This window comes from Comamonas sp. 23, assembly GCF_049601575.1.
Classification (GTDB): Bacteria; Pseudomonadota; Gammaproteobacteria; order Burkholderiales; family Burkholderiaceae_C; genus Comamonas; species Comamonas squillarum.
The window spans coordinates 4,138,397-4,151,979 of record NZ_CP187127.1 but is presented as its reverse complement, the minus strand read 5'-3'; the positions used below and the strand labels follow the sequence as shown (position 1 = coordinate 4,151,979).

At 56.3% G+C, this 13,583-nt stretch carries 8 protein-coding genes; 4 read left to right on the top strand and 4 right to left on the bottom strand.

All coding sequences use genetic code 11. The features are described 5' to 3' along the window. Positions 1-79 precede the first annotated feature (79 nt). The gene (locus tag ACPEE1_RS18800) at positions 80-886 is read left to right on the top strand and encodes a sulfite exporter TauE/SafE family protein (protein ID WP_423934383.1); all 807 of its coding nucleotides are present in this window, start codon (positions 80-82) and stop codon (positions 884-886) included. Between the two features lie 181 nt (positions 887-1,067). On the opposite strand, the gene ACPEE1_RS18795 is transcribed toward ACPEE1_RS18800, so the two are convergent. The 3 genes from ACPEE1_RS18795 to ACPEE1_RS18785 form a co-directional block, all read right to left on the bottom strand. Further along, a complete protein-coding gene (locus ACPEE1_RS18795; protein ID WP_423934381.1) occupies positions 1,068-2,228 on the bottom strand; it encodes a hypothetical protein in 1,161 nt (386 codons plus the stop codon). 240 nt (positions 2,229-2,468) lie between these two features. Then, positions 2,469-3,698, bottom strand: a complete 1,230-nt coding sequence (locus ACPEE1_RS18790; RefSeq protein WP_420093977.1) for a DUF6923 family protein — start codon at positions 3,696-3,698, stop codon at positions 2,469-2,471. 992 nt (positions 3,699-4,690) lie between these two features. Then, positions 4,691-6,607, bottom strand: a complete 1,917-nt coding sequence (locus ACPEE1_RS18785; protein ID WP_260718942.1) for a DUF11 domain-containing protein — start codon at positions 6,605-6,607, stop codon at positions 4,691-4,693. A gap of 353 nt (positions 6,608-6,960) precedes the next feature. On the opposite strand from ACPEE1_RS18785, the gene ACPEE1_RS18780 reads away from it, so the two are divergent. The 3 genes from ACPEE1_RS18780 to ACPEE1_RS18770 all read left to right on the top strand — a co-directional run bounded on the left by ACPEE1_RS18780 (position 6,961) and on the right by ACPEE1_RS18770 (position 10,742). After that, positions 6,961-8,544 (top strand): THxN family PEP-CTERM protein, encoded by a 1,584-nt coding sequence (locus ACPEE1_RS18780; protein ID WP_423934377.1) that lies wholly within the window; start codon positions 6,961-6,963, stop codon positions 8,542-8,544. Positions 8,545-8,804: 260 nt separating this feature from the next. Next, positions 8,805-9,185 carry a hypothetical protein gene (locus ACPEE1_RS18775; protein WP_133248066.1) on the top strand — a complete coding sequence of 127 codons (381 nt, stop codon included), beginning with the start codon at positions 8,805-8,807 and terminating at the stop codon, positions 9,183-9,185. 1,290 nt (positions 9,186-10,475) lie between these two features. After that, the gene (locus ACPEE1_RS18770) at positions 10,476-10,742 is read left to right on the top strand and encodes a hypothetical protein (protein WP_116924666.1); all 267 of its coding nucleotides are present in this window, start codon (positions 10,476-10,478) and stop codon (positions 10,740-10,742) included. A 376-nt stretch (positions 10,743-11,118) separates the two neighbouring features. Here ACPEE1_RS18770 and ACPEE1_RS18765 read toward each other — a convergent pair whose 3' ends face one another. Next, on the bottom strand, positions 11,119-12,774 hold the full coding sequence (locus tag ACPEE1_RS18765) for a sensor histidine kinase (protein ID WP_423934373.1): 1,656 nt from the start codon (positions 12,772-12,774) through the stop codon (positions 11,119-11,121). Positions 12,775-13,583 lie beyond the last annotated feature (809 nt).

Below are 13,583 nucleotides of genomic sequence, written 5' to 3'. Positions count from 1 at the left end.
GTACTTGGCTTTTAATCGAAAGTCAGCCGCAGCCTGGCGCTCTATCGTGGCGCTTTGCAACCGTTGATGGTCCTTGTCCATGTATTTGCTGCTGCTGTGTTTTGGGGTTCTGGCTGGTGTGACCACCGTGCTGTTTGGTTTTGGTGGCGGCTTCGTCGTCGTTCCGGTGCTGTATGCGGTGCTGGTGGGGGTGTATGGCGCAGACAGTGCGCTGGGGCTTGCCGCCATGCACATCGCGGTGGCCACATCCACCTGTGTGATGGTCTTTGGCGCCGGGCTGGCCAGCTGGCGGCACCACCGGACCGGCACGGTGCCCTGGGGCCAGGTGCGGCCGCTGCTGGGCTATGTGGCGCTCGGGGCCATCCCTGGGGCGATGGCTGCGCTGGTGCTGAGCGGCGGCTGGATCCGCTGGGCGTTTGTCGGCTATCTCGCGCTGACGATTCTCGACTGCCTGCTGCGGCCCGGTTTTACCCAAGAGCGCAGCAGCCGGATGCGCCCATTGGCCAAGCCAGCGGCCGCTGCGCTGGGGCTTTTTATCGGCGCAATCGCCGCCTGCCTGGGAGTCGGCGGCAGTGTCATGACCGTCCCGCTGATGCGCCGGCGCGGCGCCAGCATGACGGCCGCTACCGCTGCAGCCAATCCGCTGTCATTGCCGATGGCCATTGTGGGCACCGCCACCTACGCGCTGCTGGCGTCCAACACGGCGCCGTTGGGCGCATGGCATCTGGGCTACATCGATGTGCGCGCCTGCCTGGTGCTGGTGGCGGGCTCCTGGTTGGGCATCCGGCTGGCGTCGCGCTGGATTGGCAAGATCCCGGACCGTATCCATGCCAAGGTCTATATCGCCTTGCTGTGTGCGGTGCTCTTGGCCATGGTGGTGCATTGACGGCCGCTGGATGATGGGCGCCGGGGGAGGGGTTGCTCAGCCATGGGGCTGCGCAAACCAGCGTCAGAACCCCAAAGCGGTGCATTCCTTGGCATCTTCTGCCAGACTCTTGTCCCATCGGATCAGCGCGGATCACCCGCGCCTGCGTTCAGACTACAGCAGACTGTGTTGCCAAGGGTTCCTAGACCTTGCGGCGCCTGGAGAATCCCAAGAAGCCGGCCAGACCCATGATGGGCGAGAGCGCCAGCAGGCCCCAGGCTGTCATCGTGGGCACCGGGGTCGGCACGGGAGTGGGCTCCACGGGTGTTATGGGTGGGTCTGGTTCCACAACAAAAGCCATGCGAACCATACCGGCCTGCCCCGGTTGCCCACCGTCGCCGCCAGCGCCTGCACCAACATTGACTCCTCCGGCAGCGCCGCCGCTTGTCCCCGATCCATTGGCGCCTGCGATGCTTTCTCCTGCGCACGCTGCAACGGCCAATGGGCCTGTCAGGATCAGGCCGTCTGCTCCCGGCATGCCGGGAACTCCAGGTACGCCATTGGTACCTATGTTTCCGTAGCCATAGCCGGGAGAGCCCGAGCCACCGTTTCCACCATGGCCTTCGTAGCCCGCCTGTCCGCCAGCGCCGCCTATCCCAGCTATGGCACCGTCGCCGCCGTTACCGCCATCCCCGCCATTGCCGCCGTCCGTCCCATTTCCTCCGGGTATGCCGGGCCCTTCCCAGCTGGCATCCCAATCAGGTGCGCTACTTCCGTCCACTCCATTGGCGCCATTGCCACCTGCGCCACCCGAGCCTCCGATGGAGCCAGCGCCTCCGCCTCCGCCCAGGCCGCCAGGGCGCCCCAGGAAATTGGCCCCTCCAGCACCACCGGTGCCGCCACGGATTGCGGTCGCACCTTCCCCCGGTAAGCCGCGTGCGCCATCGTAATAGTTGAGGTCCACGGTGCTGCCGCCGCCACCGCCGCCGCCATTGGCAGTCACACCGACCACACCGGGCCCCGTCACTGCAGAGAACCCGCCTCCCGTGCTGTGCGTTCCGGTGGCTGTCCAATCTGCGCTGTTGACCAAGCCAGGCGTGCCGCCGGCAGCGACGATGACCAAGAGCTCGTTGCCTGCAGTCACTGCAAGACGGGCTTTGCAATAAGCCCCGCCGCCGCCACCGCTGCCGCCCCCTGCGATGCCGTTCCAGCCCTGGTCATTCGAGCCCCCACCACCGCCGCCACCCCAGGCCTCAAAGCTGATGTGGGTCACCCCTGCAGGCACCGTGCAGGTGCCCGCCGCATTGACGCCATTGACGCAATCTGCGGCTATGGCGTGGCCCGCAACCCCGAAGCAGGCCACGGTTGCTAACTTTGCAAGTAATGGATTTTTCATGTTTTTCCAGTGAAAGCATGGGAGAAGGCCGGCCCATTGAGCAGGGGTGGTGCAGAGAATCCCGCATGGGTATTGCTGCGTGATCGAAGGCCTTGAAGCTTTCCGCTGCACGAGCTCCAAAAAAAAAGAGCCTCGCTGGGGCCAATAAGGCACTTACGAAGCTCTTTTGTCGCAGCAGGGCCCAGCGTGTACGCCCATATGCGGTGGTCAGACCTTGCGGCGACGAGACATGCCCATCAAGCCCGCCAAACCCATCAATGGAGACAGCACGAGCAGGCCCAGCGCGGTCATCGTGGGTACGGGGGTAGGTGCCGCAACGGGGGGAACAGTGGCAGGGGTATCGGTGTCCGTTGCCGTGTCGTTGGAGGGGTCCGGGTCGGGATTGGTATTGACTGCGCTGGCGCTGGAGCCATCGGCTTCGACGGTGGCGGTGTTCACCAGATTGCCCGTGAAACTGGCTGGGATGGCCATCGTCAGCGTATAGGTCGCGGTCGCATTCACCGCCAGATTGATGGTGTCATCAATGCCGCCTGCGCCACTGGCGGTGCAGCTTCCACCGGCCGAAGCGCTGCAGGACCAGTTGGCGGTGCTGATGCCGCTGGGCAATACATCCGTCACCTTGGCGCCGACGGCGGTGAACGGACCGTTGTTGCGCACGGTAATGGTGTAGACGACATTGGTGCCCGGCACATAGGTGGTTTGGCCGTTGGTTTTGGTGATGCTCAAATCCGCAGGAAACCGGATGGGCGCATTCGGGCAGTTGGCGCCATCGTTGGTGCCCGATCCGGGCGAGCCGGCAATGAGCGTTTTGACGCCGGTGAGCAGGTTGATCTGGTAAAAACCGCTGCCATTGTTGGCCGAGCCAAACATGCCGTTGGTGGCACCGAATTGCGCGCCAAGCACACCACCGGTGCCGTCTGGCGTACCCATGGCCGAGACGGCTCCAGTACCCACATCGATGGCATAGAGCTGGCCTGCGTCAGACACTGAATACAAGCCCCCGGAAGCGCCACCGACCCAGGCGATGTCCGAGGCCGTGAATGCCGTATCCAAGGTGATGGTGGTAGCCGTCAGTGCGCTCGTATCAATGGCATAAATCACCGAGGTGTTGCCAAAGGGTTTGACATAGTAGGTGCCATCGCTGCCCACCGTGCCCGAGTTGTAAGCGGGACTCGCTGGCAGCCCCGTCACAGCGCCCACAACGGTGACAGCGCCAGTGCTCTGGTTGACGCTCAGCAGATTATTGCCATTGGCATCGGTGCGCATGGCATAGATTTGGCCATCGGTGGGGGAATAGCCCAAGGCATTGTAGGAAACCGCAGAAGCCCCCCCAATGCCGGTAAACACCATCGGATTGGTATCCGTAGACACGCTGTTTAACGAGGTCGGTGCGTTTTGCGACAGAAAAAGCCGGCTATCGCAGGCGACTTGTGCCATCGATACGGCTGGTAATAGCAAAGCGGCCGAGATTAGCAGCTGCTTGAATGTCTTTTTAAGGTCGGGAGAATTCGTCAGTGGCGACGAAAATGCTGGAAAGGCTGAGCCAGGCGGCATTTTTTTAGAATCGGTCATATTCACCCTTTACTGAATTGAAGCGAATGCAGTAATGAAACAAAAATGCAAGTTCTCTTGGCTTTGAATGATGGAAGGATCACGATAGCGGAATCCTATGCCCTTCTATTCACTCGGTCACGCTGTTTACAATGCCACACACCTAAATCATGGTCAAGGCGCAGGTGGACATGGGCAGCATTTTTTTTGTGAGCTGTTTCAAATCGGGTGGTGTGCAAATTCAAAACCTTTGCTTTTTATCCATTTTCTTTGTTTTTATTTAATTCCCTTTGATTTTTTTGATTTTTGTAGATAACTTGGGATTGGCCATTGTCAATACCCCTTTTCAACCAAGCGGGTGCGAATGATGGGGCGGTACGGTTTAACAGTGCAGCGGGAATGGGGTTATCCAGCTATTTTTTGAGGCAGATGGATGGTCCGCTGCGTGATGCGTGCCGAATACCGGTTCACGGCAGGGATGTGATATAGGCTGTGAGCCTTGGGAACTTCTGCACAACTCCCCGCCATGGTCTGAACGTGCTCTCGGACGATCCAATCCCATGTCTTTCTCGGCAATACCTCCGGTTCGCCTTTAAGGGGCGCGTTGAGCGTTTTAACCCGATCGGTGTCCGTCGCGCTTGGTGAGGCTTGTGCAGAGGCAGCCCAAAGAGGGCGGTGTCTTGTCTGGCTAAAGCGCTTGGTCAATGTCTTGGCAAATGCCGCTCGTCATACCGGTTTGTGGGGGCGGCCTGTCAGCAATGGCCGAGTCGGCTGTTGGTATTGCATTGTCGAAAGGTCTTGGAATAAAAAAAATCGCCTCCAGCTGGAGGCGATTAGTAGTAACTCGCTAAGTCTTCAGGCCCTGAGACTTCTAGCCCTCACTGGCTGCGTTGGCGGCGGCGCAGTGCCAAGGCACCGATACCGGCACTCAATCCGCCCAGCAGTGCCAAGCCAGCCAGGTCCAATGCGGGGACTGGGGTGGCAGAGCCAGGGGTGGCGATAACGCTGTTGGCGGTTGCACTGTTGTTGGCCGGAGTGGGGTCATCCATGCCCGCTGGAGCCGCGATGCTTGCCGTACTGGCCAGCGAACCGGTGGCATTTGCAGCGACCTTGGCGGTGACGGTGTAGGTCACGCTGGCGCCGACGGGCAGGTTGACCGTGTCGCTGATATTGCCGCTGCCCGATGCACTGCAGGTGCCGCCGCCTGCGCCCACACAGGTCCAGGCGGCATCTGTCAATGCGGCAGGCAGGGTGTTGGTGACCGTGGCGCCCGTGGCTTCCACCGGGCCGGCATTGCTGGCGGTGACAGTGTAGGTCACCGTTGCACCAGGTGCTACGCTGGTCGCGGCACTGGCGTTGGTGATGGACAGGTCGGCACTTGGAGGCTCACCCGTGCAGGCTGCGGTGACATAGAAGTCAGCAATGGCACCCAACGCACAAGTGCCGCCGGCGCAATCGTTGGTTTTTTGACCGCCATCCAGGCGGAAGCCCACGGTGTTATTGCCGCGTGCAAAACCAAGCGCTGCGGACGTTGTATAGGTCGAGAATGCACCGTAGCCATTGGGCAGATACACGGGTCCCGCAGCAGATTCCGCACCAGCTGCAGGCTTCACATAGACGGAGCTTCCATAGTCATCAAAGGCAAACCGCCCGGTGAGCTTGATGCTGGCCAAATCGACATTGCTGCCAATATTGACAGGCTGGTTCATCACGAACGTGGAGCCGTCCTGGATGCCGCGTGACTGGCCGGTAGCCACTGGGTAAGGCACACCAGGAATGTCGCTGCTCGCAGGGTTTGTCGTTCCCGGGCTGATCCAGCGGGCGTCGGTAGCCGTTGCCAGCGATGCTGGATCGAAATAGCTGCGATACCGGTAGCTGTCAAACAAAGGCTGCTCGACGTTCTCCAGGGCGGTTCCTGCCGCATTCATGCGCTGCGTCCATTTCCAGTCTCTGGCGTTGGTGGTGAATGGGCCAACACGGACTTCATCACCAGCTTGGCTGCCGGCGGGGCAAGCCAGAATGGTGGCGGGCTGGGCGGGAGGCTCATCCTGGCAATCGGCCGTGATTTCAAAATCTGCAATGAGGCCAGTTGGATTTCCAGAACTGGCGGTGGTCGATGCAGTGTTATACACCACAAAACCGATGGTGTTGTCTCCATAATAGAAACCCAGACCGTTGTCATTACCGTCCAGATTAATAGTTCCTGGAGAACCATAACTCATTCCCAGATTCTGCATCTGCAACCAGGTCGTGCTGCCAGAAGGCGGGCTAGCGGGGCGAACAACAAATTCCGAGCTGTCATCTACTCCGCCACTACCGATGATCTTGATACTGGAAAGCTTGATATTGCTGGGAATGGTGATAGGCTCGTTGTAGTAGAAAGTAATTCTGTTTTCAACCCAGGCACCATTTGCCACCACACCGCGCGCATTCACTGCCGGATAAGGTCCGTTACCCGTAGTAGCCCCTGCACCCGCCGGATACTCGGCATCGCCAAAAGAAATCCAATCCCCTTGGAGCGGAGTGCCGGCAAGATCGCCTGCTCCGCTGGTATGCACCGCTGTCGTTTTATCAAACCAGCCGCGCCATTTGTAGTCGTCCACAATGGCTGCTGCACCTGTGGCGGTGCCGCTTGGAGGAGGTACGTATTGGGCATCCGTTGACCAGGTCGCCTTAGCGGTGTGAATGCGTAAGGGCGCACCACAAGCCAATGTCGCAGCCTGTACGCCAGCAGCAGCCGTCAGCCCTGCAAGCGACACTGCAAAAAGAGCAGCCTGTCTGTGAATTAATCTCATCTTGAAAACTCCATCCCCATTGAAAAATATCCCATATGCACCTGTAAGATAAACTAAATCAATTGAATATTATCTAGCATAACTTACATCTATCGTGTATATGCGAACCGCAAAACAGGGAGAAATCTAGCAGATGGTTTCAAACTGCATCTTTGCTTAATTTAAATTTTTTTTGGATTTATTGAGATTTCTTTCAATCCTCCATTATTTCGTTTGATAGCGTTGTGTTTCTGAATGTAATTTTTAAAAATTAACATATCTTGATGGCGAACCCGCTACATTGCATGTAGATTTTCTTGATTCATTTTTCGTTGTTGAAAAATGAATATCAAAAGTTCGTTGAGGGGTTCAATATGTTGCATCGAAGCATAAGGGTCACCGTCCTGGGTTTGCTTGGCGCCTTGTTCATGGGCAGCGCCACTGCCGCGCCGGTGGAATGGGACTACACCGTCTCGGCCCGGTTTGTGACGACTACGGGTGCCACCACATTCAATGGCGCGGGCCCAGGTTCCGCCAATGGCTGCGAACTGGTCTTACCCACTGATATCACCTGGGGAGCATGTCCCAGCGGGCCTGCTGGGACCGGGCGCAGTGGTATCGGTGTCTCAGCCAGTGAGCAGACGGGTACCTTGGTGGCCAATGGCGCCGCGCAATATGCCAATGTCTACACCCATACCAACAATATCGTGGCTTCAAGCTATGCCACCTTGGCCAGTGCCACGATCAGTACCACGCTCGGTCTGAGAGCCAAAGGCAGCAGTGATCCCTACACCTATGAGAACTTCATCTACACCATCAAGTTCTCTGAAACTCCTAACGGCAGCGACCCGACCCTCTGTGTGGTGCCAGGCGGCGTGCCCTGCAGCGACATCTGGGTGCTCGACGGTTCGGTCAACCGCACCGTGGTGATGAACGGCCAGGAGTTTACTTTCAGCTTTTTCCCTGAGCCTGCAGCCATTCCGCTGGATCCGGAGATTTGCGAGGCGGCAGGCGCGGAGGACGGCTGCATCGGCTTTACCACGCAGGAGAACATGGTCAACGCGATCCCCTTCATGATGAACCTGACCCAGGTGGCCAATGTCTCGGGCCGGGTATATGCAGAGGGTAGCGACCCCGCCAACACGCAAGACGATGGCAACGGCCTGGATGCCGGTATGGCCGTGGCCGTGTCTTTGCTGTGCACCGGGCCGGATTACAGCGCAGGCCCGGTGGATGCGGCAGCCGATGGCAGCTTCAGTTTTGAGAATGTACCGACCGGTGCAGACTGCGCCATCACGACGACGCCGCCCGCTGGTTACCAGATGGCCTATACCCAACAGGGCACGACCGGAGAGAGTGGCGCGCCAGGCGCGCTCAACACCAGCGTGGCGGGTAGCACGGGTGTGCAAAGCATTGCGATCAGCGTGCCGCCCGATGGATCGAGTGGCAATCTGTTTGCGCTGCGCGCTGTGACCGATATGCTCAGCACCACGGTATGCACCCCGGGCACGGCAGCGGCCGGTGCCGCTGTCAGCTGCACAACCACCTGTACCAATGCCGGCAGCGCCGCTGCACTGCAGGCTTTTTGCGCCATCCCCAACGCCGCCAGCTTGCCCGGCAGCCCCACACCTGTCTGTAGTGCGCCCGCTGATCTGCCGCCCAATGGCACGCTCAGCTGCACCCTGAGCTTTACAATGGCCGGCAACGCCAGCATCACGGTCGTGGGCGGGGCTGGTGCGGACAATGACAGCAATGGCGGGGGCGATGCAGCGGCGGGCAACAATGCATCGAGCGCGGCGGTTGCCCCGCAGGTCACGACGCCGACCAACCCTACGAATCCCAGCAACCCCACCCCCGTGCCTGGTCTCGGAGGGTTTGCGCTGGCGGTGCTGGCGGCCTTGATGGGGCTTGTGGTGTGGCGCCGACCACGGCTTGTGGCAGGCGGCCGCATGCGATGAGCGCGGCAGGGCAGTGCGCGAGGCTGCCCCCGTGCTATGCGCTCGCGGTTCGGGCCCTGATGATGGGTCTAGAGCCATGGCAATGGGTCTGTCTACGACAGTCGCCGGTTGGCCAGGAGCAGTCGCTGGATGAACGCTGTCCAGACCGATTCATCAACCCCAATGGCAGTTCAAATGGACGATGTGCAGCGCAGCACTTGAGGGTTGCTTTTGCGGGCCCTAACCGGCTTATTTCGATGAAGTCTGACGCCATTTGAGCCATGACTTGGCTGGGTAGACCGAAGCAGGTGTTCTATCGCTGTCTATGGATGCGTTGCATTCTCGACACCCCGCGATGCCAGCGTATGTATGCCGGAAAAATCGAAATTCTCCAGCATGTCTTTGACGAGGACCGTCATGGCTCCTGGCGAACCTCAAGACAGGCGTTGATTTTGATGAGCGTGCTAGGCTTGCGCGTGCTGAGCGCCTGCACCGCAACACCGACAGTCGAGCCGCCACTTATCGCGCGCAAGCCCAAGCCGACGCCGCTGCCCGCGGCGATCTTGCAGATAAAGCCGCAGCCCTCGACCGACAGCTTGCAGAAGGCCTCGGTGTGGTCGCAAGCCTCGGAGGCGACCTTAAGCGACGAGACGCCGAAGTAGCCGCGCTGTGCGACCAGGTGCAGTTTCTGCCTCGTACAAGCGCATCAAGAGCGAGGCACTCTTGGCACAAACCATCGCTGAAATGGAGCGAGCAACGTTGTCGCCAGGATAGCAAGCGTGGCCGTGGAAGGTCCAAAATCTAGACCTGGTGCCGTGTCGCCAGGAGAGTCGTCCTGCCAATCATCTGCTGTCACCCGATATATTTGGCCCACAGTCAACCCAGACATGTTGCGGCGCATCTCACCTCTGGCGCGAGACGTAGCCGTAACACTGTCAAAAGAGGCTTCATTTAGCCAAGCCGCTTTAATGCGCCACCTGGAAACACAGTGGCTCCATGTGGTGTGACAAGGTAGGAAGCGCCATCGAACGCCCAGGTGCCTCCGCATGTCGGCTGTCCATACTCTGCCGCTGGCTCAGCACGAGGGTAGAACATGTTCGCGGGGCCGATACCAGTTGCCATGGGAGATGCGCGGTTCAATCCCACAGTGCAGAATTGCAGCTGATCTAAGAAGGCGAGCGTTTGCGCTTTGACTGGCTGGATGGAACCGATTGCTGCAAAAAACATAACACACAGCAGCTGGCGCATTGGCCGAAGAAATCTTGAGGGCATAAATCACTAACTTTGTTCTTACGCGTTTACGCACAATCAACACGAAATCATCAATCTTAAACAACTGATCTTTTACGTAAATTTGGAGGATTGTGTTCCCTCAACTGAGTGTTCCAATTTGTATTATTCATTCGCCTGCAGTTGCATTAGAGGTTACACCTTCCAACCTACTTATGTAGCCTCCTACTAACCAGGTTTTGAGCAAAGTCAGCCTGTTGCAATAGCACCCGTGATCTGCTTATAGCGTGGTTGAACGGTGGCTGCGGCAACCAGGCCTGCAGCCAAAAATAGAAATAGCCTCCCCGGCGCCACTACGGCACTGGCGAGGCTATTTTTTTGTTTGGGAGCCATTGCACCTTGGCTAAACTGTATTTTATCCAGTGATAAGGATGACCCTATGCAGATCGATCCGGTTGCCATCGCGGTGCTAGGTACAAGTGCCGCTTGGCTGTCGCAAGCCCGCGCTGAGAGCTTCCCGCGCTGGGCGTGCATCTTCGCATGCCGGGCCAGCCTTTCTGGTTCTACGGCTCTTGGAAGTCCGAGCAATAGGGAATTTTCGCAGTCAGTGTGCTCTATGCGCTGGCCTGGATGAAGGGGCTGTGGATCCATTGGATTTGGCCTACAGCCAGCACCGTGGCGGTGGAGAAAATAAGCTCCGTTGATCCAATCCGGAGTAACAAATGATCCAGAGCCTGCACATCGAAAAAAGCGCGCCCGGTCAGTATCTGGCCAGGGTCATGAATGAGTATTCAGAGGCCTTGAGTTTCACCGCCAGCTCAATCGCTGGAGCGATAAGGGACACCGCTCAGATGCTGCCCAAGGCCCGCGCCTTCCACATTTGGTATGAGCATGTGAGCATTGGCACAACCCCTGTGCTGCACATGCAGCATGATCCCGAAACGCTGGCCTCCCGGCTGAAGCTGTTGCATGTGCAGTTCTGGGGCTGAACATTGACAAACCCGCATTCTAGATTGACAAAGCCCTGTTCTGGGTTGACACACTGAGGTTCGTACAGGGTTGTCCTCAACCGGTGGTTTGCACAGAATCGCAAACCGGCACTATCGAGCCTGACTCGACACCCCCATGTTGCTTTTTCCCGCCTACACTGGAGGTCAAGGAAATCAATATCCGGCTGCAAACGGACAACACCAGTTCTTGAATGCAACCTTTCCTGAGGTTCCATTTCAGCACCCTTGCTGACTGATAATTGAAAGGCCTAGCACTTCGACGACCGCTTTGCGCGTAGCTCGTTCATCTCGATAGAGCCGGTCGAGGCTTGAGCAATGGCAGTCTGGATGACCAGGGCTTTAAATTGCAGATGCGCTATGGCTGTCTTTGAGTGCATTCCTGGACTCGCAATGCCAGCGTATGTATACCGGAGAAATCGAAATTTTCCAACATTCCTCTGAGCTGGGTTATTAATGGGGCGCAGCTAGGATCTTGGCTATGGAATTCGACCCAGTTTTCAATATCCGTTAGACGGCCATGCAATGCTAGGCTGGCGAGCTCATCCAGGGCTGCATCCTCCGGTAGAGCCTGCTTGGACCAGTCCATATCTTGCTGCACGTCGCTATAGCCTGTCTTGCTTGGTGGGACAACAGACCAACTCGATTCAGTGTCTTCTATCTCAAGCATGGGCAATGCAAATGAAAACGTGGAACCTTTACCAACGCGGCTGGACACACGCAAGGTACTGCCCATGGCCGAAAGAATGCGCTGCGCAATGAACAAGCCCAACCCTGTGCTTCCGCTTGCTGCTTGGATCTGCTGAAAAGCCCCAAATATATCGATGTTTGAAGTCAAATCAATCCCAATTCCTGTGTCGCTTACCGCGAAATGCAGATAGCGACCTCCTTCATTAGAATCCAGAGTTACCGATAGCGTTACGACCCCATCATGCGTAAATTTCGCTGAGTTAGAAAGTAAATTAAGGAGTACTTGACGCAGTCGATTGCCGTCCACATCAATCAATGTCGGAACTCTTGATGGAAGTTGACAATGGAAGCAGTTCTTCTGTCTTAAACATAAAGCAGTAGCATATTCTGAAATATCTTCCAACAAAGGAAGTAAATAGGTTAATTCGGATATCAGGGCTAGTGGCTGTAATTCAAGCTTCGAGTAGTCCTGTAGCTCATCGATCAAACTTAATTGATATTTAATATTATTTTGAATAGATATCAGAGATTTTCTTTGTGCATCGGTAGCATCATTGAGTAGTAGCTCGGTATATCCAGAAATAGTAGCCAGGGGCGCACGAAGATCGTGACTGATAAAACCTAAAGTTTCTGTTTTTTGTTGATTTTTAACTTTGGCATCAACAATAGTTTTTTGCTGAAGTAAATAGTTCCCGTTGATCATCAAGCAGATGGCGGTGATTGGCATCACTGCGCAAAAAACAAAAACGTAAACAATTTGAATATAAGAAGATTCCCTTGGATTAGAGGGTGTTAGGTCAGGTATAAATAAAGTGACAAATCGAATCAAATAAACCAAGCTTTCGATGGCAAGCGAGGTGGTAAGTAAGCGGTTAACGAAAGACTTTTCACCATATCTAATAACGGTGAGGAATTGAATGAAAACAAATACAAACAAAAAAGAAGTAAAGCTCATCAGTCTATACTGATAATTTGCATTACCCCACATAAACCAAAGAACCAAGACCTCGGAAATTAGCATGCAGGGTATGATAAAATACCCTATCAAAGGCCGGTCATAAAACCTCCTGATACCAAGGGTTTGCACGGCCACACCTGGCGTCAACAAGCCATTTCCAGCAGAAGAGTAAATTGTTGGATTATCACCAAACCAGCCGACATACAAGCACACTGCTAAAGTAGCAATTAAAAAACCAAGTGTGTATAGTCCAATTCTCTTAACACCAATTTGGCGAGTATGGTTGGACAAAACCAGAGGAATAAGTGCGAGCCCTGAAACGAAGGCGGACGTGGCAAAGAATAAATTGTAGTTAATCGCGATCATCTTGAGCTCGTTATCAGACCACCCTCAACACAACTTAATAATGCCAATAGTCATCAACGGGCGCATGGAGTCCATGCCAAGTATGAAATTGACACCGACTATGCGTCGTCACCAGACATGCACAGGGGCTGCCACACATCGGCTTTGGATGCTCTCATCAAGACTTCTGATGGAAACAATAGGAATCCTTGCCATTGGTGCAGTTGGATGGATGGCTGCTTAGCGATCACGAGGGTCAAAACTGTTCTTATTGCTAGCAGCATCACATTGTGGCTTGGACGATGCAGCCTGCATAAATGGGCATTCCCTTACTGAGCTTGTAGTGACAGACATACAACGCGGGGGGGTATCGCTAAGCCCGCTGATGAAGGCTCCGTGGTGGCGTGTCATGCCATGACTATGGAAGGGTCACGCGTCAGGGAAGTGAGATGTGAGTTACATCTAGAAGGCGACCGTTCAACGCAAGTCATGTCCCTGATAGCCGTAGGGGCTATGCATCAAGGATGCATTCAGGAATCGACTGCCACTTGCAGGTAACGATGCAAAGCAAGCATTGACTAGCGAGCCGCGAACGATAGCAACGTTTCGGTAGCGCCTGCACGGCGATAGCGGCATCTAGCAGACACTTGGAGTGCCCTGATGGCCAGCGTCGGCTACTTCGCTGAAAGCAGTCACTGGTTCGGCTCGAACCTCGGTACTCGGATGACCGCTATGAGTTTATGACCGAACGCACACGATGCGGCCATGGGAGGCAGCAACCGCTGCGCATCAGACATTGGCATCAAAGGTGTGAACGAGAGCAGCGGGTC

Bases quoted from the DNA above. Each gene is read 5' to 3' on its own strand.
- ACPEE1_RS18775 (WP_133248066.1), top strand. From the start codon at position 8,805: ATGACTTGGCTGGGTAGACCGAAGCAGGTGTTCTATCGCTGTCTATGG.
- ACPEE1_RS18800 (WP_423934383.1), top strand. From the start codon at position 80: ATGTATTTGCTGCTGCTGTGTTTTGGGGTTCTGGCTGGTGTGACCACC.
- ACPEE1_RS18770 (WP_116924666.1), top strand. From the start codon at position 10,476: ATGATCCAGAGCCTGCACATCGAAAAAAGCGCGCCCGGTCAGTATCTG.
- ACPEE1_RS18780 (WP_423934377.1), top strand. From the start codon at position 6,961: ATGTTGCATCGAAGCATAAGGGTCACCGTCCTGGGTTTGCTTGGCGCC.
- ACPEE1_RS18765 (WP_423934373.1), bottom strand. From the start codon at position 12,774: ATGATCGCGATTAACTACAATTTATTCTTTGCCACGTCCGCCTTCGTT.
- ACPEE1_RS18785 (WP_260718942.1), bottom strand. From the start codon at position 6,607: ATGAGATTAATTCACAGACAGGCTGCTCTTTTTGCAGTGTCGCTTGCA.
- ACPEE1_RS18790 (WP_420093977.1), bottom strand. From the start codon at position 3,698: ATGGCACAAGTCGCCTGCGATAGCCGGCTTTTTCTGTCGCAAAACGCA.